The sequence below is a fragment of the Stenotrophomonas sp. 1337 genome (assembly GCF_031455455.1).
GTDB lineage: Bacteria > Pseudomonadota > Gammaproteobacteria > Xanthomonadales > Xanthomonadaceae > Stenotrophomonas > Stenotrophomonas indicatrix.
Genome location: NZ_JAVDSR010000017.1, coordinates 33884 through 56872, shown reverse-complemented (window position 1 = coordinate 56872; position 22989 = coordinate 33884). Strand labels below are relative to the sequence as shown.

The 22989-nt window shown below is 65.3% G+C and carries 16 protein-coding genes; 13 read left to right on the top strand and 3 right to left on the bottom strand.

All coding sequences use genetic code 11. The annotated features are described in order from the left end of the window. Positions 1-3: 3 nt before the first annotated feature. Positions 4-777, bottom strand: coding sequence for a helix-turn-helix transcriptional regulator (locus tag J2X70_RS18630; RefSeq protein ID WP_059064979.1), 774 nt, complete (start codon positions 775-777; stop codon positions 4-6). Between the two features lie 93 nt (positions 778-870). Here J2X70_RS18630 and J2X70_RS18625 point away from each other — a divergent pair, with 93 nt between their 5' ends. The 7 genes from J2X70_RS18625 to J2X70_RS18595 all read left to right on the top strand — a co-directional run bounded on the left by J2X70_RS18625 (position 871) and on the right by J2X70_RS18595 (position 12881). Continuing rightward, positions 871-1638 (top strand): alpha/beta hydrolase, encoded by a 768-nt coding sequence (locus J2X70_RS18625; protein WP_309911619.1) that lies wholly within the window; start codon positions 871-873, stop codon positions 1636-1638. Between the two features lie 393 nt (positions 1639-2031). Further along, positions 2032-2538: a CS1 type fimbrial major subunit gene (locus J2X70_RS18620; RefSeq protein WP_218787920.1), complete on the top strand. Its 507-nt coding sequence runs from the start codon at positions 2032-2034 to the stop codon at positions 2536-2538. A gap of 49 nt (positions 2539-2587) precedes the next feature. Then, a complete protein-coding gene (locus J2X70_RS18615) occupies positions 2588-5311 on the top strand; it encodes a TcfC E-set like domain-containing protein (protein WP_309911616.1) in 2724 nt (907 codons plus the stop codon). A 20-nt stretch (positions 5312-5331) separates the two neighbouring features. Next, positions 5332-6441, top strand: coding sequence for a CfaE/CblD family pilus tip adhesin (locus tag J2X70_RS18610; protein ID WP_309911637.1), 1110 nt, complete (start codon positions 5332-5334; stop codon positions 6439-6441). 19 nt (positions 6442-6460) lie between these two features. Beyond that, the gene (locus J2X70_RS18605) at positions 6461-7159 is read left to right on the top strand and encodes a pilus assembly protein (RefSeq protein WP_025874224.1); all 699 of its coding nucleotides are present in this window, start codon (positions 6461-6463) and stop codon (positions 7157-7159) included. 67 nt (positions 7160-7226) lie between these two features. Further along, positions 7227-12074, top strand: a complete 4848-nt coding sequence (locus tag J2X70_RS18600; protein WP_309911613.1) for an ESPR-type extended signal peptide-containing protein — start codon at positions 7227-7229, stop codon at positions 12072-12074. Positions 12075-12143: 69 nt separating this feature from the next. Then, on the top strand, positions 12144-12881 hold the full coding sequence (locus J2X70_RS18595; protein ID WP_025874226.1) for a hypothetical protein: 738 nt from the start codon (positions 12144-12146) through the stop codon (positions 12879-12881). A gap of 61 nt (positions 12882-12942) precedes the next feature. On the opposite strand, the gene J2X70_RS18590 is transcribed toward J2X70_RS18595, so the two are convergent. Both J2X70_RS18590 and J2X70_RS18585 read right to left on the bottom strand, forming a co-directional pair. Then, a complete protein-coding gene (locus tag J2X70_RS18590; RefSeq protein WP_059064965.1) occupies positions 12943-13587 on the bottom strand; it encodes a hypothetical protein in 645 nt (214 codons plus the stop codon). Between the two features lie 311 nt (positions 13588-13898). After that, positions 13899-16325: a penicillin-binding protein 1A gene (locus J2X70_RS18585; protein WP_309911610.1), complete on the bottom strand. Its 2427-nt coding sequence runs from the start codon at positions 16323-16325 to the stop codon at positions 13899-13901. A 217-nt stretch (positions 16326-16542) separates the two neighbouring features. On the opposite strand from J2X70_RS18585, the gene J2X70_RS18580 reads away from it, so the two are divergent. The 6 genes from J2X70_RS18580 to J2X70_RS18555 all read left to right on the top strand — a co-directional run bounded on the left by J2X70_RS18580 (position 16543) and on the right by J2X70_RS18555 (position 22986). Next, positions 16543-17601, top strand: coding sequence for a pilus assembly protein PilM (locus J2X70_RS18580; RefSeq protein WP_032951624.1), 1059 nt, complete (start codon positions 16543-16545; stop codon positions 17599-17601). Then, positions 17601-18497, top strand: coding sequence for a PilN domain-containing protein (locus J2X70_RS18575; protein WP_279208881.1), 897 nt, complete (start codon positions 17601-17603; stop codon positions 18495-18497). Before J2X70_RS18580 ends, J2X70_RS18575 begins: the two co-directional genes overlap by 1 nt. Continuing rightward, the gene (pilO, locus tag J2X70_RS18570) at positions 18494-19150 is read left to right on the top strand and encodes a type 4a pilus biogenesis protein PilO (RefSeq protein ID WP_032977008.1); all 657 of its coding nucleotides are present in this window, start codon (positions 18494-18496) and stop codon (positions 19148-19150) included. Before J2X70_RS18575 ends, pilO begins: the two co-directional genes overlap by 4 nt. Next, positions 19147-19683, top strand: coding sequence for a pilus assembly protein PilP (locus J2X70_RS18565; protein WP_170919634.1), 537 nt, complete (start codon positions 19147-19149; stop codon positions 19681-19683). Before pilO ends, J2X70_RS18565 begins: the two co-directional genes overlap by 4 nt. A gap of 21 nt (positions 19684-19704) precedes the next feature. Continuing rightward, positions 19705-21681 (top strand): type IV pilus secretin PilQ family protein, encoded by a 1977-nt coding sequence (locus tag J2X70_RS18560; protein ID WP_080150607.1) that lies wholly within the window; start codon positions 19705-19707, stop codon positions 21679-21681. 279 nt (positions 21682-21960) lie between these two features. Further along, positions 21961-22986, top strand: coding sequence for a MoxR family ATPase (locus J2X70_RS18555; RefSeq protein ID WP_100436853.1), 1026 nt, complete (start codon positions 21961-21963; stop codon positions 22984-22986). Positions 22987-22989 lie beyond the last annotated feature (3 nt).

The window sequence follows — 22989 nt, the reverse complement described above, 5'->3', positions numbered from 1 at the left end:
GTACTACGCTTCTGCGTACCGGCTCGGCGAACATCCCAGCACACGCCGGAAGGCAGCAGAAAACGCGCTCGGGCTTGCATAGCCCAGGTCCAATGCCACGCGCGTCACCGCCTGGCCCTGTCCCAGCCGCTCGATGGCCACCAGCAGGCACACCTGCTGCCGCCACTCGGCAAAACCCACCCCCGTATCGGCGCGGAACAGGCGCGTGAACGTGCGCCGGCTCATGCCTGCTTCGGCGGCAACGTCATCGAGGCGCACTGCCAGCGAAGGACTGTCGAGCAATGCGCGGCAGACACGTGCGAGGCGTGCATCGGCGGGCAGCGGTGCATGCAGGGAAAGTGTCGGCATCGATGCGATTTCCGCCACAAGCAGCTGCATCAGTTTGCCTGCGCGCCCGTCCTCGTCGTACAGCGGGGGCAGGTCCACCGCCGCCTCCAGCAGCTGCTGCAACAGCGCAGAGACCGCGTACACCCGGCAGTGCTCCGGCAGCGCCACGGCGTCGGCCGCCTCGGCGGAGAGAAAGGCGTTGAGCATCGTCACTGGCCCGCGCATGGTCATCTCATGCGCCAGGCCTGCAGGCACCCAGCAGGCGCGCTGCGGGGGAACCAGCCACCGCCCCTGCGGCGTGGCCACACTGATGGTGCCCCGCGCGGCGAATGCGAACTGCCCGCGCCGGTGGGCATGGCGGGGAAACGCAAATTCGGCGGCGTAGTCGTTCGAGGTGACCACGACATCGCGTGGCAGGTCTTCGTAGGGATCAAGCAGCGAATTGCGCATGGCCCGGATTCTATAGCGATTGACCCGTCATCGACGGTGGGCCGGATCCGCGCTGCCTAGCATCAATGCTCCCCTCAGCTGTAATGGAACCACATGACCAATACTTTCCATCGCGTGGGACACGGACCCCATGCTGTCCTGGTGCTGCACGGCTGGTTCGGCGACGCGCACGCGTTCGAGCCCATCGAGCCATGGCTGTCGCGCGACGACTTCAGCTACATCTTCATGGACTGCCGGGGCTACGGCGGCATGCGCGATGCACGGGGGGCCTATACCATCGGCGAGATTGCATCCGATGCATTGGATCTGATGGCCGCCCTGGGCCACGAACGCTTCAGTGTGGCGGGTCATTCGATGGGCGGCATGGCCATTGAACGAATGGCGGTGCTTGCGCCGGACCGGGTACACGGCATGGTGGCCATTGCGCCGGTGCCCTGCGGCGGCATTGCCTACGACGCCGCGACGCGAAGCCTGCTTGAAACGGCGGCCGGGGACGTAGGCGTGCGTCGGACCATCATCGATCGCAGTACCGGCGGGCGGCTGCCAGCGCAATGGCTCGACTGGAAGGCCGCGTATTCGGCGGCACACGCTTCACCTGCAGCATTTGCTGCCTATCTTCCAGCATGGGCGGATACCGATTTCAGCAATGAGATCGTCGGCAAGCATCGGTTGAAGGTGCTGGTGGGTGGGCACGATCCCACCTTCAACCGCGCACTGATGGAGCGCACCTATCTGCGCCGCTACCGGCAGGCCACGATGGAGGTCCTGGAGGATGCCGGGCATTACCCGATGAACGAAACGCCGCTGGCCCTGGTGGCGGCCATGGAATCGTTCCTGAAAGAGGCGTCGGTTCCGGGATGAATGGTTTCTGGCACGGGAGGTCGTTTCCACATCTTTTCGGATCATCGCATCCGCGACCAGCGTGACGACCAGCCTGTGGCGCTGCAGGGCACGCTGGTGGCCAGGATTGACCACCAGCGCTCAGCACGAGCACCCGTGCGTCGATCATGGCTCGACTCTGCAAAGTGCATGTCTCGCAATGAGGTTTGTTGCAAAGACCGGTTGAGGAAATTTGCATAACCCTCAAACATTGAACACCTTCAAAGAATTTCCTTAACGTTCAGCTATTTAGGAATGGTTGAATGGCCGTCGCAGGGTAGGGGTACCTACCATTCTCTCCGTCGCCCGCCCCCACGCAGGCGGGTGATGCCTCCGCACTGGAGGCCTCATATCCCACCGTCCGAGAGAGACACCATGAACTCCATCCTGAAGAAGGCCGCGCTCGCTGCAGCGCTGGCTACCGTTTCGCTGTCCGCCAATGCATTCGATGCCGACATCAAGGTCTGGGCCAACGTCGATCCGACCCTGGCCCTGCTCAAGGCCGATGGCACTGCGCTGGATTCGGTGGTCAACATGGTCCACAACCCGGTCAGCGGCCTGGTGCCCTGGTCGCAGCAGGTGCGCATCTACTCCAACGATGAAAGCAAGGACATCGAAGTGCGTGTTGGCAGCACCCCGCAGCTGCTCAACACCGATGGCGGCGGCACGCCGGTGCCGCTGACCGTCAGCCTCAATGGCAGGGCGCTGACCGTGGCGGCGCAGGACTTCTCCGCAAGCGACCTGTTCGACGGCGCACTGCCGGGTGCATCGATCCCGCTGGCGCTGCGTATTGCACAGACCGTCCAGGCGCCGATCGCCCGCGGCGGCAGCTACGAAGGCATCGTCACCATCGCCATGCAGCAGAAGACCACCAGCCCGTAAGGCACCCGCGCCGGCCCGCTTGCCGGGCCGGCTGCTTCCGGTAATCCCCATGAATGCTCCCGCACCCGCCGTCACCCGGCTGGCGGTCGCGCTCGCCCTGTCGCTGGCCACACCCCTGGTCGCGGCGCGCGGCGTTCCCGCCGGTTTCGAGGATCTGGTCGAAGGCCAGACCGAACAACTGGAGATCCGTCTGTTCGGTCGTTCGACCGGGCTGGTGCCGGTGCGCGTGACCCTGGAACACGTGCAGCTGGAAACCCCGGCCGAGGCGCTGCAGGCATTGCAGCTGTCCGCCGAAGCGCAGGCTGCGCTGCTGCCGGCGTTGTCGCAGCCGCTGCCGCGCAACAGCCACCTGGCATGCCGTTACGGCGGTGCCAGTGCCGGTTGCGGGTACATCGATCCTCCCCAGGAGCCCACTGCCGTGCGCGCGCTGTATGACGAAGGCGAGGGCGCAGTGCGCCTGTTTGTCGCCCGCCAATGGATCCCCGGCGAGCCGGCCGCCGAGCGCTACCACCAGGTCAGCGCCAATGCCGAGAACGCCTTCCTGCACCAGCACACCTTCAATGTCAGCGGTGGCCGGGGCTACCAGGCGCTGGCCGCGCAAGGCATGGGTGCACTGGGCGTGTTCCAGCGCGGACACCTGTCCGCCGACTGGACCTTCAGCCAGCAGCACTACCGCGGCGGTCTTGCCAGCCGCCGTTTCCAGCTCGACAACGCCTACTACCGCCATGACCTGGGCCAGCAGCACTACCTGCAGGCCGGGCGCATGGACCGCCGCAACCTGAGCAGCCCGCAGGGCGGCACCTTCAGTTTCAGCATGCTGCCGATGGATCGCTTCCAGGGCCTGCGCCTGGGCACCACGCAGGCCTACGTGGACTCCGCCGCCGCCGTGCAGGCCACGCCCCTCACCGTGCTGCTGGCGCGCGATGCGCGTGTGGATGCGTTCGATGGCGAGCGCCTGTTGCAGACCTTCTACCTGCAGGCAGGCATCAACCAGCTCGATACGCGCCGGTTCCCCATGGGCAACTACACCGTCAGCCTGCGCATCTACGAAGACGGCGTGCTGGTACGCAACGAGGACGCGCCGTTCGACAAGGGCGGTGACTGGACCGACAGCAGCGTGCAGTGGTTCCTGCAGGGCGGCCGCCGCAACGAGCGCCGCAGCGACCGCTTCGACGACGAACTGGCGGCCATGGGCGGCCTGCGCGTGCCGATGGGGCGCAACGTGGCCATGACCGCTGGCATCGCCGATCTGGGCGGTTTCAGCTACGGCGAACTGCGGGTGGACCTGCGCCATGTGTTTGCCACCCAGGAAGTCCGCGCCACCTTCAGTGGCATGCACGGCAGCGATGGCAGCCGTGGCCAGCAGCATCAGCTTTCCTACCGTCGCCGTGCTTCGTGGAATGTGTACCACCAGCGCATGCGCGGCCGTGCCTGCCAGTTCGAGGATGACGCGCGCGACCGGCTGGGCTGCGCCGATTCGCTCAGCGCCTCGATGGCGCTGCCGGTGGCCGGCGGCAACGCCTACGTGGCCTATACGCGCCGCCAGACCTGGCGTGCAGGCACCGTGCGGTCGGGGCTGGATGATGATCCGCTGGCCGGGCTTGACCCGCTGCTGCCGCCGTGGATGCCACAGCCCACGCGCATACCGCAGCTCAGCCGCACCTGGCAGGCCAGCTACAGCCGCAGCCAGCGCTGGGGCGATTTCAGTGTCTCCAGCCGCATCGGCGTCTGGCAGCAGACCAGCGGCGGTGGGCTGCGCGACGGCCGTGACCGCGGCATCTACCTCAATTTCAGCCTCAACCGCCTGCAGCACGATGACCGCGGCAGTTCGCAGCGACGCTATGGCGTGGACGTACGGCAACCACAGCATGCGCGCCCGGACATCAACTACAGCGCCGGGCAGACGCTGCGCCAGGAATACGAGGATCAGTACCGCGAGGTATCGGGCGAACTGCGCGGCAACAACAACGAGCGCTACAGCGCCACGCTGAGTACCCAGCTGCAGAACCGCATCGGCCAGACCGGTGCCACGGTGTCGCGCTACCAGCACCAGGGTGGCAACGAAGTGGCGTACAGCGCCACGCACAGTTCCGGCCTGGCCATCGGCAAACGCGGCGTGTACTGGGGCGCTGGCGTTGGCGCCGACGCGGGGCTGGCGGTGCAGGTGGATGACACCGACGACCTGGACCTGAGCGGCGTTGCCGCCGAGCTGCAGGTGGGTGGGCTGCGCCGGCAGCGACTGAAGCTGGGCGAGCGCCGGCTGCTGCCGATTTCCGCCTACCAGTCACACCGCGCTGAAGTGCAGGACGCCAGCGCCCTGGACAGCATCGCCGCCGTGCGCGTGAGCGGTGTGGGCGGCGCGCGTCCGTTGTTCCTGCCACCGGGCCGGCTGGTACGCATGCCGGTGCCGATTGAAGTGACCTACACCTTCATCGGCAACGCCCAGGACATCGCCGGCGCACCGCTGCGCGGTGCCCGCATTCTCAACGCGCCGGTGCCCGGCACCGGCAGCAATGGAGGTTTCGTGGCCGACTTCCCACGACGCGAGAAGACCCTGTACCTGCTGCAGGACGACCGGTTGCTGCACTGCCCGCTGCAGGTGCGCGAGCGCCGCAGCGTGGTGATGCTGGTAGGCGCCGTGCAGTGCGAGCCGCTGGCCGTGGCCCAGCTGCCCGCCGACATCCGCCACCAGGCACGGGTGACGCGGTTGCTGCAGGAGCAGGCGCTGATCGCCGCCACGCCACAGACCGCAGCAGCGGGAGGTGCGAAGTGAGCCGTCGGTTGTGGTGGGTGATGGCGGTGTTGTGTGGGCTGGTGCTGTTGGTGCCGCGGGCGAAGGCGCAGAGGCCGCCGGAAACGCATCCGTCGAGTGAACACCGCGACATCGTGATGAGCTGGGATCGCTCTGCGATGCCGGGAGATATCGAGTTGTGGGCGCCGAGGACTGTGCTTGGTTACAGCAGAGATGAGGGTCTGCAATACGGTCGAATTCATCTGACATGCGAATCGGAATCGAATTCGAGCACGGGCCTGTGCCCGGTAGTTGGAACTGAGCGCTTGGCAAGCGGTTCGATGCCAATCTTGTTGCGAGTAGTGGAGAAGCGTAGCGGTCTTGCTACAGACGTGCGCGTCATGGCATCGCTGAGTCGCGCGTTGGGGGAGAGAGCATGCGGGCTCGATTTCTGGCTAAGTGAGAAGAGACCTGTCTGGACCTCACGACAGGAGGAATGTGGAGGTGAGAAAGCGATAGGAACATCGGTGGAGCTGCTGCTTCCCGTGAAGGAACTCGATCAACTTGTCGCTGGCAATTGGAGCGGTAAGTTGATCCTGAACTTGAGGACGGATCCCGCATCGTTAATCGTTGCGGTCAACACTTTCACATTCGACTTCACCATCACCGACCACAACGCGGTCTCCATCTACTTCCCGCTTTTCGATCAGGTCACCCCGCACGTCGGTCTGAACCTGCAGTACGACCCCATCGCGCAGACCATCGGCGGTCGTACCCAGCTCGACATGTGCCTGTACGACGGGCTTGGCTCGCAGAGCAGCTACCTCGGCGTCACCGTGCGTGACAGCGGCGCGCAACCTCCCGGGCCCTCGGGCTACTCGGTATGGCACGTCGATGGCGGCAGTGATGCCAGCCAGCGCGTGGACTACACCGTCACCCTGGATCACAACGGCAGCGCGCTGCCCATGCGCAACGGCGTGGAGCAGCTGCTGCATGGCATCGACAGCGCACGGCTGCGGCTGGTGTTGCTGCCCGGCATGACGCAGCCGGTGTTCTGCGTGCCTACGCCATTGACGCTGGAAACACCGCGCGTGCCGGTCAGCACCAAGCGCCCTGGCTACTACAGCGGCGATCTCAAGGTGGAACTGCGTGTTCCCACTGTCACGCCCTGAACCCCACATGGAGTCCCCGATGAAACCCCTAGTCCGCTGCTTGCTGCCGCTGTCGCTGCTGATGGCGTTGCCTGCCCATGCCAATCTCACCGTGCACCCCATGCGTACGTCGGTAGACGCGAAGAAAGGTGCACAGATACGCATCTACTCGCAGTCCACCCAACCGCAGTACGTGCAGGCATCTATCAAGCGCATCGTCGACCCGGCGGGGGCAGGTGAACAGGAGGTTGAGGTGGAGCCGAATGAGGCCGCCATCGCCATCACGCCGGGAAAGTTCGCGCTCGCCGGTGGCGGCAACCGGCTGATCCGTGTGATTCCGCTGCAGCCGGTCGAAAAGGAAACGGCATACCGCGTGTACTTCGAGGGCGTGCGAGGCCCCGAACGGGCAGACCCGGCAGGCGAGGGTGAGAAGGCCCAGGCCAATGTCGGCGTCAGCCTGGTATGGGGCGCGCTGGTCAATGTACTGCCCGCGCAATCGACGATGGACGTGCAGGTGGAGGGAAACCAGCTGCGCAACACCGGCACGGTACGCGTGGGCATCACCAGTATCGCTGACTGCGATGGCGCGCGCTGCACCGCGCATGACGTCTCGCGCAGCCTGTATCCCGGCAGCGCGCTGGAACTGCCATTTTCCCTGCAGCCGGGCCACACGCTGCAGCTGCGCTATCGGCTGACCCGCGATGGCTATCGCGAGCACGTGCACAACGTCGCGCTCTGAGTGCATCTCGCCGCTGTGGCTTGGTGCCACAGCGGTTCCTTCTGTTCCGTTTGTTAAGGAGAATCCCATGAACAAGATCTATCGACGACTCTGGTCCGCCGCCCGCCAATGCTGGGTGGTTGCAAGCGAACTGGCGGCAGCGCGCGGCACGCGCAGGCACACATCGCGTGGTCCCGGATTGGCGCTGGTGCTGGCCATGCTGCCGGCATCGGTCATGGCAGCCACTGCGGGCCATCTCGAAACAGGCGCTGATGAGTGGACGGAAGACGCCCTGTACACTGCCTTTGGCCCGTTCAACACAAGCGCCATGCTTGTGCACGAGGATGCCGCCACCGCTCCCAGCGGGCGAGCGTTCTCCCGCGCGAACGCGCTTCCGCTGGCCTACAGCGATTTCGTCCAGCTCGGTGCGTACGCCGGTGCCCGTGACAGGGCGGTCGCGGTAGGTGTATCGGCCTTCTCCAACAGCTACGGCGTGGCACTTGGCTACCAGGCCGATGCCAACGGGCGCTATGCGACCGCGCTGGGGCACAAGTCGGTCGCTTGGGAGCTCGGCGGAGTCGCGGTGGGCAACGATGCGAAGTCATACGCGCATAACGCGGTCGCACTGGGAAGTGGTGCGCTAGCGTCCGGACGCAATTCCGTCGTACTGGGGGCTGACTCCAACGACTACGGCGACAATCAGGTGTCGGTCGGTAACGGCAGCATGCGGCGCAAAATCGTATACCTTGCCGACGGTGCGGTCGACGCCAACAGCAGCGATGCAGTGACCGGCAGGCAGCTGCATGCTACCCAGCAGGCGCTGGCCAGCGTGAGCCAGAGTCAGAAGTTGCTGGCGACGGGGACCGCGGCGACCAATGCCAACGCTGCCCAAGCAGTGGGTAATCGTGCGCTTGCGATGGGCATTGGGTCAACGGCTGATGGCGATGATACCGTTGCGTTGGGCGGGGGCGCTCGCACAGCGTCCGGCTCGGGCATCTCCCGCATCGCCATCGGTGCAGGCGCCTTCGCGGGCACCAGCGGTTGGACGGGTGCCATCGCCTTGGGTGGGAGCGCCAGTTCCACGCATGACGGCGTTGCCATCGGCTATCAGGCCAAGACAAGCAGCAGCGGTACGATCGCGCTTGGTCGCGGGGCAACGGTCACGCACGGAAATTCGGTTGCGCTGGGCGCCAACTCGGTGACCTCCAGCGCCAATACGGTGTCGGTGGGCAGCAGCAGCAACAAGCGCAGGATCCAATACCTCGCCGATGGCGTGATTGCGGCGGGCAGTACCGACGCGATCACCGGCAACCAGTTGCATATGACCAATGCATCGGTGGCGACCGCGGCGGCAACGGCGACTGAGGCAAAGGCCGGTGTTGATGCAGTCAACCGGCGACTCAATGCAGAAGCGCTGGCGTTGGGGGGCGGTGCGCTTGCAGAGTCCAATGCTTATGGCATCAGCACCGCAGTGGGACGCAACGCCAGGGGCTACAACGGCAAGAGCGTCGCGCTGGGTGACGACGCAAGGTCTGGCGTGGACAAGGACGGGAACCGTGTTGCCAATGCCAATGGGGGCGTGTCGGTGGGGGCAATGTCACGCAGCGGCAACGGTGCTGTTGCGGCAGGGTTGCAGGCCAGCGCGGTGGGTGATCGTGCCATTGCCGTTGGCCATGAGGCGTCGGCGGATGTGATTCACGCCACCGCGATCGGATATCAGAGCAAGGCCAGCGCCGGGCATTCCACCGCACTCGGGCGCGGTACCCACGCAAGCGGCCTCTACGCGACGGCCATGGGCAATCTGGCCAGGGCCTCGGCCGAAAGTGCCGTGGCCATTGGTGATCGCTCCCTGGCTCAGCACAATGGTTCGGTGGCGTTGGGCAATGGTTCGCAGACCAGCGCTGCCAATCAGATTTCCGTTGGCAACAGCGCCATCAAGCGCAAGCTGGTCAATCTGGCTGACGGTGCGCTCAGTACGTCCAGCACCGAGGCCGTGACCGGCAAGCAGCTCAACGCTACCAATGCCAATGTGACCACCGCGCAGAATGCGGCCAATGCCGCGCAGACGGCGGCAACCGGCGCCAAGACCGCCGCAGACAACGCGCTGGGCAGGGCCACAGCGTTGAGTGGTCTGGTCAGCCAGGTATCGGCCACGGGCAATGTGCGCCTGGGCGCAGACAACACTGGCACCGTGGTGGATGTGGCCAACAAGGACGGCGCGAAGCGGCGCGTCAACAACGTTGCCAACGGCGTGCTGAGCGGTACCAGTACCGATGTCGTGACCGGACAGCAGCTTCATGCCACCAACCAGTCTGTTTCCACGCAGGGCCAGTCACTGGTGCTGCACGGCCAGCAGCTGGCAACGCATACCCAGGCTCTCGCGGCACAGGACCAGCGCGTCGCGGCCAACCGCGCCGACATCGATCAGCTTCGTACGGACGTGGACGACTTTGATCCGGATCTGGATGGGGTGGTGAAGTTCAGTGCCGATCGCCTGCTTGTGGACATGGAAGGTGCGCGCATATCGGGAGTGGCGGCGGGAGATGTCAGTTCGGCGGCCAGCACCGATGCGGTGAATGGTGGGCAGTTGTTTAGCACCAATGAGCGAGTGACAGCAATCGAGACTGCCAAGGGTTTCGTGCAAGTTGGTGTTGATGGCGAAAGTCAATTCGCGCAGGCGGGCTTGTTAGGGGTTGCCATTGGTGACTCTGCAGAAGCTGCAATTGATTCTGACGGAGCTACTGCAATTGGTGCATTCGCACGAGCCCGTGGACAGGGGTCAGTGGCCCTCGGCAGAGGCGCACTTGTTGTCGCTGCGGCCCAGAACGGATTTTCACTTGGGACCGGCTCGAATGTCTATGCCGCAGGCGGAACGGCTCTAGGTTCTTTTAGTCAGGTTGAATCGGGAGCGGAGAATTCAGTGGCATTGGGCAACAGTTCGATAGCTGAGGATTCAGATGTCGTTTCAGTCGGCAACTCTCATCTCACGCGGCGTGTTGTCAACGTAGGGCGTGGTGTGAACTCCAGCGATGCAACCACTGTTGCTCAACTACGTGATGCGGTGACCGTTTTTGGCGGAGGCGCAGATCTGGGGCCAGACGGCAACATTGTTTCACCATCGTATGGAGTGCAGGGGGGTGTTCAACATACGGTTGGCGATGCTTTGGATGTACTCGATGGCGCGGTTCTCCGGTCCGGCGGCCGCATCGATGGTGTCGAGAACCAGCTGCGGGCAACGTTCCAACAGTCGCCTTCAACCAATGAGAATGGAATCGGCCAATTGAACCTGGCTGGTGCGCAGGGCATGGTTCTGTCGAATCTCGCCGATGGGCGTATTGATGCGGGGAGTCGTGATGCGGTGACTGGTAGTCAGCTGTACGCGGCCAAGCAGGAAATCGCTAGGAACGGAGATGAGATCGAGCGTATGAAGGGCATGTCAGATAAAGGCGTGAGGCATGTTCTTCAGCAAGCACATGATGAACGAGGAGGGCCGATTGATTTCGCTGGATCGCGACTGACTGGGATTGATTCGGGGGACATCTCATCTGCCTTCAGTACTGATGCAGTTAACGGCAGTCAGCTGTATGTAACCAACGAGCGAATAGCGAGCGTGGAATCGACTCATCGATTCTTCAAAATCGGTCGGGACGATTTGAGTGAGGACGCCAAGGCTGGATCGTTTGGTGTTGCGATTGGTGAATCCGCGCAAGCCACACCTCAGCATGGCGGTGAAGGGGGAACAGCCGTTGGCGCTTTTGCGATTGCTTTGGGTAAGAATTCCGTTGCTCTGGGGAGAGGGGCCTTGGTCGAAGAGGGAGCAGATAGCGCATTCGCTCTCGGTGTAGGGTCACGTGCGGCTGGTTCTGATAGCGTGGCGCTAGGCGCAGTCACTAGAACAGAAGTCGGTGCGGTCAGGTCCGCCGCCATTGGCATGGGATCCGTTGCCACAGAGGCAGACACGGCATCCTTCGGAAATAGCAGATACCAGCGCCGCCTCGTCAACGTAGCCAACGGCCGCAACGCCAACGACGCCGCCACCGTCGGCCAGCTCCGTGGCGCACTGTCCACCCTCGGCGGCAACATAGACGCCAACGGCAACGTCACCATCCCCGGCTTCAACGTTCAGGGCCAGCACCAGAACACCATCAACGAAGCCCTCGCCACGCTCGACTCGGCCGTAGTCACCACCGGCTCCCGTGTCGATCGCGTGGAAACCCAGCTCCGCTCGGTGTTCCAGGAATCTCCGTCCGTCCGCAGCGACGGCACCGCCCAGCTCACCCTGGCGGGTGCCAACGGCATGGTCATCTCCAACGTCGCCAACGGCTTGATCGCCGCCGGCAGCCGCGAGGCGGTCAACGGTGGCCAGTTGCATGCCGCGCAGCAGCAGCTCAACGGTCGCATCGATGGCCTGGAGCAACGCGTGGACGGCCAGCCGCAGGCGCGTGCAATGGCCACGGCATCGGCGGCGCCGGCCGAAGAGATCATGCCAAGCCCGGAAGCCAGCGGTTCGCCGCAGGTCGCTTCGGCAGGCGAGGACGCTTCGGCTGCACCGCAGCCGAAGGCGAAAAAGGATGACTCGCCCGCGCCCACGCCGCAGGTCGACACCGCCGAGTTGGAAAAAATGCTGGCCCGCGCCAACGAGTACACCGATGGTGCGATCAGCAACTTCGAGCGCCGCCTGGACAAGATGGACAAGCGCTTCAACCGCATGGCGGCGATGAGCAGCGCGCAGACGGCCATGGCCATGAACACCGCCGGCCTGGCCACCTACAACCGCCTCGGCGCGGGCGTGGGCTACGCCGAGGGCGAGTCGGCCATGGCGGTGGGTTACCAGCGCGTGCTCAACGACAAGGGCTCAGCCACCTTCAGCCTCAATGGTGCCTTCACCAACAGCGGTGAACGCAGCATGGGCGTGGGTGTGGGCATCGGCTGGTAAGCCATGGCGCCCCGGTGTGGTGCGCGTAACGAGCCCCGCCGCGCCGGGGCCATTGCAGAGGAGGTTGCAATGTATCGCTTCATGAGCCGCTTCATGACCTATCGGCGCTACTACCTGTGGCGCGCCCGCATCCGCTACTTCACCCACGACATGGATACGTGGACGCTGGCCTGCCTGGTGCTGATGGTCTGCATGGGGTTGATGGTGTGGGGGTTCTGGCGCGTGGTGAACGTGCCGCAGCCCCGAATCCACCCGGAAGCCGCAGCCGTGCGGGTGGAAGTGCTGACCGACGAAGCGATCCACCGCATCGTGCTGGTGCGCCACGGCGGCACGACGCCGGGTGATCCCTTCTACAGTGCTGCGGAGATCCGCGGCAGCACCCAGCGCACGTTGCGGGTCCGGCAGACGCTGCAGGACCCGGTGGCGATGAAGCTGCAGGCGGACATGTACGCCGACATCGCCGACTACATCAACGCTACCGGTGCCTGCATGCCCTTTCCCTGCCGCCGCGTGAGTTTCCGCATCGAACAGCTGCAGCGGTCGGGGCACGAGAGTGCGGTACGCAACAAGGCGCTTGCCGAGATCCTGCAGGTGCCGTGGTACCTGGTGCCGAACCTTGATGGCGAACGCACGCGCGTGCGCAGTGGTTGGGCGGATGACTTCCAGGATGTGTATGCGCATGCCTGGAACCTGCATGACCTGCAGAAGATGCATGCGCGCATGATGGCCGAGTATCCGTACCGTGCGGCGGTGCCGTGGCTGGCACGATTGGCAACCCCTGCGCAGGAGCAGCTGATCTTCCAGTAGCGCCGGGCCATGCTCGGCCGCTCTTGGCGCAGAGCCGGGCACAGGCCCGGCTCTGCCATGATCAACCGCCGATGTAGGCGGTGATTTCCATCTCGGCCAGAAGCTGCCGCAACTGCGTGGCCGACGCCCGCCGCATGGGTTTCTCATCCACCGGCGACAGCGGGGCCTGGCGCAACGCATCGTAGGGCAGGACGGCCAGGTCGAAGGTCAGGTCTTCGGCACTGAACACCCACACCGGCACATCCAGATTGCGCTCACGGTCCATCCGCAGGCGCCGCGTACGCGATTCGGCGGGGATGCGATGTTCGTCCAGAAAGCGATGCACGGCCTCCGGGTCGTCACTGTGCAGGTGCAACTGCACGGGGCTGTTGGCATCGGCGGTGCCGTCCAGCACCGGTCCGGCCAGGCGCGGCGAAAACCCGTGCAGGAACTCCAGCGCCCGCAAGGCGGACTCGCGCCGCCGCTGTAGTTCGCTGCCGTGCTGCGGGCCGGAGAACAGCCGCTGGTACTCGCGCAGCGCCTGTTCGATCTCGACGTTGCGGGGCAGGGAAGCATCGTCGTGGATGCCAAGGCGGCTGGCGGCCTTGAGTTTGGCCTGGTGGAAGTCGCGGATTCCGCCTTCGGCCATCAGCCGGGCGGCTTCGTGGGCGAGGCGATGACGCCGTTCGCGGGTCTGGCTGACAGCATGCTGGTGAGCGCGGTGCATGCGATGACTCCCTGTTGCGACCTGGCCACAGACTAGCGCAGGCGTGTGACATCTGCGTGGGCGAAGGCAACGGCGCCGCTACGCTCGCCGGGCATGGCCCGGCACTACTGGAAGAGGGTGCCCGACGGGTGCGGCATGGTAGCGCCGGGCCATGCCCGGCGGATGCATCGGCGCCAACCAAGGTTGGCATCTACCGGGGTAGCGCCGGGCCATGCCCGGCGGATGCATCGGCGCCAACCGAGGTTGGCGACTACCAGGGCAACGTCGGGCCATGGTGCCAACCAACGGTTGGCACCCCACCCCCCCTGGCTTCAGAAGATATCGAACGCGGCCGCGTCAGCCTGCGGGGTGCTCTGCAGGTTGAGGTCGTAGTCGGTCAGGCGGTCCATGTCTTCCACCTTCACCCACTCCACCGCACCGTTGAGGGTGGCCTGGACCATGCCGCTCGGCGGTTCGTTCTGTGCGATCGGGGTGTCCTTCAGCGCAGTGCGCATGTAGTCGATCCAGATCGGCAGGGCGGCCTTGCCACCGTATTCGCGGTAGCCCAGCGAGCGGAAGTCGTCGCGGCCCACCCACACGGTGGTCACGTACGGGCCGCCGAAGCCGGAGAACCAGGCGTCACGGTGATCATTGGTGGAGCCGGTCTTGCCGCCCACGTCTTCGCGGCCGAGTACCTTGGCCTGCGCGCCGGTGCCGCGCTGGACCACGTCGCGCATCATCGACACCAGCTGGTAGGCGGTACGGGCGTCGATCGCACGCGGTGCGGTACGCGCGTCCGGGTTGGCGAGTGCGGCCGGCGTTTCGGTTTTGGCTTCCGGCTTGGTGGCGGCGGAGGCATCGACCTTGGGTGCCGGGGCGCCGAAGTTGAAGCCGTCCACGACCTGGTTCACCGGCTGGTCGCTGCTGCCGGCGCAGTCGCGGCAGGCCATCGCCGGGTTTTCCTTGAACACCAGGTTGCCATCGCGGTCGTTGACCTGGTCGATCAGCCAGGTGTCCACGCGTGAGCCGCCGTTGGCGAACACGGCATAGCCGCGGGCCACCGACAGCGGGGTCAGCGAGGCAGTACCCAGCGACATCGACAGGTTCGGCGGCAGCTCGGATTCGGCAAAGCCGAACTGGCTGATGTACTTGCGCGCGTAGTCCACGCCCATGCCATCAAGCAGGCGTACCGAGACCAGGTTGCGTGACTGCACCAGCGCTTCACGCAGGCGCATCGGGCCGCGGAAGCCGCCGCCGTCGTTCTGCGGTGCCCAGGTCTTGCCGCGGCGGTCGCGGAACACGACCGGGGCGTCGAGCACGATCGAGGCCGGGTTGTAACCCTTGTCGAAGGCGGCCGCATAGACGAACGGCTTGAAGCTCGAACCGGGCTGGCGACGGGCCTGGGTGGCACGGTTGAACTTGTTGCCGGAGAAGCTGAAGCCGCCGACCAGCGCCTTCAGGGCGCCGCTGTGGGCGTCCAGCGAAACCAGGGCGGACTGGCCGCGCGGGAGCTGGTCGAGCAGCCATTCGCCCTCCTTGGCACCGGCGCGCACGCGCACGATGTCGCCGCGCTGCACCAGTTTGGCCGGGCTCTTGTTGGTCCACTTGGCGGCACCGGCCGGCAGCACGATCTCGCTGCGGTTGGCCAGCACCACAGTGGCGCTGCCGTCGGCGCCGGTGCTGGCGACGATGGCCGGCAGCAGGCCGGCCTGGCCGAACATGCCACGCAGGTGCTCGGCCAGGGCCGCGGCGTCATCGCCGGCGCCCAGCTGCACCTGCTTCTCCACGCCGTGCCAGCCGTGGCGATGGTCGTACAGCAGCAGGCCGTCGCGCACCGACAGGTTGGCGGCGGTCTGCAGGGTCGAATCGATGGTGGTGGTGACGTGGTAGCCCTTGTTGACCACGTCGCCGCCAAAGCGGGCGATCATTTCCTGGCGCACCAGCTCGGCCACGTACGGGGCATCGACCTGCACCGGCGGCTCGTGGGCGGTGGCGTGCATCGGCACGGCCTTGGCCGCATCGGCCTCGGCCTGGCTGACGAACTTCAGGTCGGCCATGCGCTGCAGCACGTAGTTGTCACGACGCTGGCGGGCGCGCTCCGGGTTGGAGATCGGGTTGCCCGAGGACGGGAACTTGGGGATGCCGGCCAGCGAGGCCATCTCGTCCAGGTCCAGCTCGCCCAGCTTCTTGCCGTAGTAGAACTCGGCGGCGGCGGCCACGCCGTAGGCGCGGTTGCCGAAGAAACTCTTGTTCAGGTACAGCTCGAAGATCTCGTCCTTGCTCAGCTCGGACTCGATCTTGCGCGCCAGCAGGATCTCGGCCAGTTTGCGGGTATAGCTGTACTCGGAGCTGAGGAAGAACTGGCGGGCCACCTGCTGGGTGATGGTGGAGCCACCGGGCACGCGCTTGTCGTTGGTGGTGGCCAGCAGCCACACCGCGCGACCGATGCCCTTGTAGTCCACGCCGCCGTGCTCGTAGAAACGGGCATCCTCGGTGGCCAGGAACGCCTGCTTCAGCTTCTCCGGCACGTCCTTCATGGTGATGGGGGTACGCCGGGTCTCACCGAATACCGCCATCAGCTTGCCGTCGGCAGCGTAGACGTACATCGGCTCCTGCATTTCCACGTCGCGCAGGGTCTGCACGTCGGGAAGCTTGGAAGAAACGGCGTAGTACAGGCCGCCAACGGCGGCCGCTCCGACCAGCGCCAGGACCAGGACAACAAGAAAGATCCAGCGCAGCCAGCGGCGGAGACGGGTCATCGGTGTCAGATTCCGATTGCGAATTTCGTGGTCGCAGAGTATAGATTACGCAAGGTGGCGGCTGGGGCCGGCACTGGGGAGTGCAAGGGGACGCCAGGGGCTGCGTGTTCATCCTGTGAGGGATGTCACAGCAGGGCGGTTGCCATTTGCTAAGAATACGTTATTAATGCGCGGACGCAGCTCTTGCGTCCAAGTGCCCGTCGGCAGGGGAGAAACCGTGGGGCTCATCCCAAAAAGTCAGTCGCCGCTCATTGGCGTCGACATCAGTTCGACTGCGGTAAAGCTGTTGCAGCTTTCCCGCAGCGGCAACCGTTTCCGTGTGGAACATTATGCCGTGGAACCGCTGCCGCCGAATGCGGTGGTGGAGAAGAACATCGTCGAAGTGGAGGCCGTGGGAGAGGCCATCCGCCGGGCGATGAACCGTTCCGGCAGCAAGGCCAAGCTGGCTGCTGCGGCCGTGGCTGGTTCGGCGGTGATCACCAAGGTGATCCCGATGCCGGCCGACCTGGACGAGAACGACATGGAAGCCCAGATCGAGCTGGAAGCGGTCAACTACATTCCGTATCCGATCGAGGAAGTGAACCTGGACTTCGAGGTGATCGGGGCGATCCCGAACAACCCGGAAATGGTCCAGGTGCTGCTGGCGGCCTCGCGTTCGGAAAACGTCGAACTGCGCCAGTCCGCGCTGGAACTGGGCGGACTGCAGGCCAAGGTGATGGACGTGGAGGCCTTCGCGGTCGAGAACGCCTTCGCCCTGGTGGCCAGCGAGCTGCCGGTGTCGGCCGAGGGCGTGGTTGCGCTGGTTGATATCGGCGCCACCATGACCACCCTCAACGTACTGCGCGGTGGCCGCAGCCTGTACAGCCGCGAACAGGTGTTCGGCGGCAAGCAGCTGACCGACGAGATCATGCGCCGCTATGGCCTGAGCTACGAGGAAGCCGGTCTGGCCAAGCGCCAGGGCGGGCTGCCGGAAAGCTACGAGATGGAAGTGCTGGAACCGTTCAAGGAAGCCACGGTCCAGCAGATCAGCCGCCTGCTGCAGTTCTTCTACGCCGGCAGCGAGTTCAACCGCGTCGATCACATCGTGCTGGCTGGCGGCTGTGCTGCCCTTGCAGGCCTGCCGGAGATGGTCGAGGAACAGCTGGGCGTGCCGACCGTGGTCGCCAACCCGCTAGCACAGATGACCCTGGGGCCGAAGGTGCAGGCGCACGCGCTGGCCCAGGATGCCCCCGCGCTGATGATCGCGACCGGTCTGGCGCTGAGGAGCTTTGACTGATGGCACGCATCAATCTATTGCCCTGGCGCGCCGAACGGCGCAAGCAACGCCAGCGCGAGTTCGGCATCATGCTGGGCATGGCCGCCCTGGGTGGCCTGCTGCTGTCGCTGTTGATCTGGTTCTACTACGACATGCAGGTCAGCGGGCAGAATGACCGCAATGCCTACCTGCAGACCGAGATCGACAAGGTCAAGGAGCAGAACAAGGAAATCGACCGCCTCGACGAGCAGAAGAATCGACTGCTGGCCCGCAAGGCGGTGATCGAACAGCTGCAGGCCAAGCGTTCGCAGATGGTCCACCTGTTCGATGCGCTGGTCCGCACCATCCCCGATGGCGTGGTGCTCACCGCTCTGCAGCAGGAAGGCGACGTGCTGACCCTGGAGGGCCGCACCCAGTCCAACGCCCGTGTCTCGGCGTACATGCGCAATCTCGAAGTTTCCGGCTGGATGACCAATCCGGAGCTGGCGATCATCGAGGCGCGTGAGCCTGACAAGGACAAGGACGGGCGCGCGACCGGCCCGGTGGCTGACATCAAGGCATTGCCGTACGTGTTCAAGGTCAAGGTCAAGCTGCCTGCGCAGAGCGAGGAAGCAGGCGCCACGCCGGGCCTGAACCCGGATGGCAGTGTGGCCGGCACCACGCCGGCGGCACCGACGGTCGCACCGCTCAGCGCCGGGCCGGACGCCGCCGCACCGGCTGCTGCCGCACCGGCGCCGGGATCGACTCCGGCACCGGCAGCCACGCCTGCAACTGCTCCGGCACAGGCCCCAGCACCGGCGGCAACGCCTGCGCCGGCCGCGCCTGCACCAGCCGCACCCGCACCCAAGTCTGAGGGCAGCCGCCTGGCGCAGCCTCCGCAGGCCTTCCACGCCCCGATGCAGGGGGATCGCGCATGAGCAAGAAAGTCGACATCAAGAACCTGGACTTCAACGACATCGGCAATTGGCCGAGGAACGCGAAGATCGTGTTCTGCTCGCTGATCGCCCTGGTGATCATGTTCGTGCTCTGGATGCTGCTGATCAGCGGCAAGCGCGAGGAGCTGGCGGGCCTGGAATCGCGGGAAACCGAGCTGCGTGCCGAGTTCACCAAGGAACAGGAACGCGCGGTCAACCTGGAGCCGTTGAAGCAGCAGCTGGCACAGATGGAGCAGGTGCTGCAGCAGATGCTGCGGCAGCTGCCCAGCAAGACCGAAATGCCGGACCTGATCATCGACATCTCGCAGACCGCGCTGTCCAGTGGCCTGGCCAACGAGCTGTTCGAGCCCGAGCAGGAGCAGATCAAGGAGTTCTACGCCGAGAAGCCGATCAAGCTGCGGATGGTGGGCAGTTACCACCAGTTCGGCGCCTTCGTCAGCGGCGTGGCCTCGTTGCCGCGGGTGGTGATCCTGACCATGCACGACATCAACCTCAAGCCGAAGGACAAGACCGGCGGCAACATCCGCGCCGGTGCGCTGGAACTGTCGGGCACGGTCAAGACCTACCGTTACCTGGATGAGGCCGAGGTCGCCGAACAGCAGAAGGCTGAAGCGGGCAAGGAGGCGAAGAAGTGATCCGTTCCTTCATTGCGCGTGGTGGTATGGCGTTGACCGTGCTGCTGCTGGCCGCCTGTGGCCGCGGCGTGACCAGCACGCCGGGCGATGCACCCAATCTGGAAAAGTGGGTCGAGAGCGAGCGTGCGCGACCGGCGCAGCCGCTGGAACCGCTGCCGGTGATGCAGCAGTTCGAGACCTTTGAATACTCCGCGCAGGGCATGCGCGATCCGTTTACCGATGCCTGGACCAACCCGCAGCAGGGGAATGGGGGACTGCGGCCAGATCCGAACCGGCGCAAGGAGCCGATGGAAGGCTTCCCGCTGGACGCGCTGGACATGGTCGGCACCATCGGAACAGGCGCCGGCACTGTGGCGCTGGTGATGGGGCCGGACAAGGTGACCTATCGGGTGCGTCCCGGTGGTTACCTGGGGCAGAGCGACGGGCGGGTCACCGCGGTCTTTGAAGACCGCGTGGAGCTGATCGAACTGGTGCCGGATGGCGCGGGTGGCTGGCTGGAACGTCCAGCAACGCTCGCGCTGGAAGATCAATGATCGTTTACTGGGGATAGCACGATGACCTTTCACCAAGCCAAGGGGCTGCGTCCCATCCGGCGCTCTACCTTGAACCGCATCAGCGCGCTGGGAGTCGCGTTGATGCTGGCCTGCGCTCCGGCGCTGGCCGCCGCACCGTCGGAAAAGCCGACCGGCACGGCGCTGGCCGCCACGCCGGCCGCTGCACCGGCAGGCCTGTCGGTCGCACGCATCGATTTCAAGCGTGGCGATGACGGCGCGGGCCGCCTGATCCTGCAGTTCGACGGCCAGGGCGCCATGCCCGACCTGCGCAGCCAGGGCAACAGCGTGGTTGTCGATGTCGGCAACGCACGCCTGCCGGCCAACCTGCAGAAGCCGATGAACGTCACCGACTTCGCCACTCCGGTGCAGCGCATCGACGCCAAGCCGTCCGGAGCCGGCACCCAGCTGGTGCTGAGCACGGGCGGTCCGGTCGAGTCGCTGGCCTACCAGAGTGGCAACGAGTATGTGGTCGAGATCAGCCCGCGGCAGGCCCAGGCCGCCGTCGGCGCAGTCACTGCCGGCAGCGTGACCCAAGCCGCCAAGGGCGTGCCGCAGCGCGGCTACGCCGGCAAGCCGGTGACCTTCAACTTCCAGGACGTGCCGGTGCGGACCGTGCTGCAGTTGATTGCCGAAGAGTCGAATCTGAACGTGGTGGCCTCCGACTCGGTGCAGGGCAATGTGACCCTGCGTCTGGTCAACGTGCCGTGGGACCAGGCGCTGGATATCGTGCTGCGTGCCAAGGGCCTGGACAAGCGTCGTGACGGCAGCGTGGTGTGGGTTGCGCCGCAGTCCGAGCTGGCAAAGTTCGAGCAGGAGAAGGAAGACGCGCGCATCGCGATCGAGAACCGCGAAGACCTGGTCACCGACTACGTCCAGATCAACTACCACAGCGCCACGCAGATCTTCAAAGCGCTGACCGAAGCCAAGGGAATCGGCGGCGGTGGTGGTGGTGGCGGCGGTGGCGGTGGTGGTGGCAGTTCGCAGGAAGAAAGTGGCTTCCTTTCGGGACGCGGTCGCATCGTCGCCGACGAGCGCACCAACACGCTGATGATCAGCGACATTCCGAAGAAGATCGCGCGCATGCGCGAGTTGATCAGTGTCATCGACCGCCCGGTCGACCAGGTGCTGATCGAAGCACGCATCGTCATCGCCACCGACACGTTCGCGCGCGAACTGGGTGCCAAGTTCGGCATCAGCGGCAGCCGTGACAACGTGTACTTCAGCGGCGACCTTGAGGCCAATCGGAAGACCCGCGAATCGCAGGTGGACACCGCCAGCACCAACGCCAAGGCTGAGCGCGATTGGATCGCCGGTGGCCGCGTGGGCCCGCCGCCGGTGTCGGTCGGTTCGGCCATCACCCGCGGCCTGAACTGGAACCTGCCGGTGGCAACGGCCAGCAATCCAGGTTCGCTGGCGCTGTCCATCCTCAACGCAGGCTATCTGCTTGATGTGGAATTGTCCGCCATGCAGGAAGAGTCGCGTGGTGAAGTGATTTCCAACCCGCGGGTGGTGACCACCAATCAGCGCGAAGCGCTGATCAAACAGGGCAAGGAAATCGGCTATGTCACCATCAGTGGCGGCGGCGCTGGCGGTGTAGCCACCCCGAACGTCCAGTTCAAGGAAGTGGTGCTGGAACTGAAGGTCACCCCGACCATCACCAACGACAACCGCGTGTTCCTCAACATGGCGGTGAAGAAGGACGAGGTCGATCAGCTGATCCAGCTGCAGGGCTACGGTACCGTGCCGTCCATCAACCGTCGCGAGGTCAATACCGCCGTGCTGGTGGAAGATGGCCAGACCGTGGTGATCGGTGGCGTGTATGAATTCACCGACCGCAACAGTGTCAGCAAGGTGCCGTTCCTGGGCGATGTGCCGTTCCTGGGCAATCTGTTCAAGAAGCGTGGTCGCAACAAGGACAAGGCCGAACTGCTGGTGTTCGTGACCCCGAAGGTCCTGCGCGTGGCCCGCCAGAACTGAGGCATCACATCTGCTGTATCCGACCGGGGCCGCCAAGTGCGGCCCCGCTTCGTTTGCGCGGGAGGATCGACGATGGATCCACACCGGGCGGGGCCAGTAGATCCACGCCGCGCCTCTCCAGTAGATCCACGCCATGCGTGGATAAGGCATGGGTGGATCACGTCATGCCCAATAGATCCGCCCTGCGTGGAGGCTGTTCAGCCGTTCTTGATGCCAGCAGCCGGACGGCCTGCGATGATGTGGGGAACCCGAGCCATCCCGCGCCGGTCAAAGGCCCCCATGAACCTGCCTCCGCCGATGCCCGAATCCATTTCTCCGCCGCCTGCCCCCACCACCTCGCGCCTGCATGCGGCTTTCAGCGATCTGCGCGATGCACTGTCGGCCGAGATCGTCGGCCAGGCGGCGCTGGTCGAACGCCTGCTCATTGCCTTGCTGGCCGATGGCCACCTGCTGGTGGAAGGTGCCCCGGGCCTGGCCAAGACCACGGCCATCCGGGCCTTGGCGGCGCGGCTGGAAGCAGACTTCGCACGTGTGCAGTTCACCCCGGATCTGCTGCCTTCGGACCTGACCGGTACCGAGATCTGGCGCCCACAGGAAGGCCGTTTCGAGTTCGTGCCGGGGCCGATCTTCCACCCGATCCTGCTGGCCGATGAAATCAATCGTGCGCCGGCCAAAGTGCAGTCCGCGCTGCTGGAAGCGATGGGCGAGCGCCAGGTCACCGTCGGTCGCCACACCTATGCGCTGCCGTCGCTGTTCCTGGTGATGGCCACGCAGAATCCGATCGAGCAGGAAGGCACCTTCCCGCTGCCGGAAGCGCAGCTGGATCGTTTCCTGATGCACGTACGCATTGGTTATCCGGACCAGGCGGCCGAGTCGGAGATCCTGCGGCTGGCGCGCGAGCGCGCCCGCGGCGCACTTGGCGAGGCCGCAGCGACGCCGGAAAAACTGCCGATGCAGGATGTCTTCGATGCGCGCCGCGAGGTGCTGGAGCTGCACATGGCCCCTGCGCTGGAACGCTACCTGATCGAGCTGGTACTGGCCTCGCGCGACCCCTCGCGCTACGACGCCTCGCTGGCGCGCCGCATCGCGTGGGGCGCCAGCCCGCGTGGCTCCATCGCGCTGGAGCGGTGCGCACGGGCGCGGGCGTGGTTGGCCGGGCGTGATTTCGTCACTCCCGACGACGTGCGTGCCGTGGCCGCCGATGTGCTGCGCCACCGGGTACTGCCCAGCTATGAAGCCATCGCCGAAGGCTGGGATGGTGAGCGCCTGGTGCAGGAGCTGCTGGCCCGGGTACCGGCGCCCTGAGCG

Bases quoted from the DNA above. Each gene is read 5' to 3' on its own strand.
- J2X70_RS18615 (WP_309911616.1), top strand. From the start codon at position 2,588: ATGAATGCTCCCGCACCCGCCGTCACCCGGCTGGCGGTCGCGCTCGCC.
- J2X70_RS18590 (WP_059064965.1), bottom strand. From the start codon at position 13,587: ATGCACCGCGCTCACCAGCATGCTGTCAGCCAGACCCGCGAACGGCGT.
- J2X70_RS18575 (WP_279208881.1), top strand. From the start codon at position 17,601: ATGGCACGCATCAATCTATTGCCCTGGCGCGCCGAACGGCGCAAGCAA.
- J2X70_RS18620 (WP_218787920.1), top strand. From the start codon at position 2,032: ATGAACTCCATCCTGAAGAAGGCCGCGCTCGCTGCAGCGCTGGCTACC.
- J2X70_RS18595 (WP_025874226.1), top strand. From the start codon at position 12,144: ATGTATCGCTTCATGAGCCGCTTCATGACCTATCGGCGCTACTACCTG.
- J2X70_RS18555 (WP_100436853.1), top strand. From the start codon at position 21,961: ATGAACCTGCCTCCGCCGATGCCCGAATCCATTTCTCCGCCGCCTGCC.
- J2X70_RS18605 (WP_025874224.1), top strand. From the start codon at position 6,461: ATGAAACCCCTAGTCCGCTGCTTGCTGCCGCTGTCGCTGCTGATGGCG.
- pilO (WP_032977008.1), top strand. From the start codon at position 18,494: ATGAGCAAGAAAGTCGACATCAAGAACCTGGACTTCAACGACATCGGC.
- J2X70_RS18600 (WP_309911613.1), top strand. From the start codon at position 7,227: ATGAACAAGATCTATCGACGACTCTGGTCCGCCGCCCGCCAATGCTGG.
- J2X70_RS18625 (WP_309911619.1), top strand. From the start codon at position 871: ATGACCAATACTTTCCATCGCGTGGGACACGGACCCCATGCTGTCCTG.
- J2X70_RS18630 (WP_059064979.1), bottom strand. From the start codon at position 777: ATGCGCAATTCGCTGCTTGATCCCTACGAAGACCTGCCACGCGATGTC.
- J2X70_RS18610 (WP_309911637.1), top strand. From the start codon at position 5,332: ATGGCGGTGTTGTGTGGGCTGGTGCTGTTGGTGCCGCGGGCGAAGGCG.
- J2X70_RS18560 (WP_080150607.1), top strand. From the start codon at position 19,705: ATGACCTTTCACCAAGCCAAGGGGCTGCGTCCCATCCGGCGCTCTACC.
- J2X70_RS18585 (WP_309911610.1), bottom strand. From the start codon at position 16,325: ATGACCCGTCTCCGCCGCTGGCTGCGCTGGATCTTTCTTGTTGTCCTG.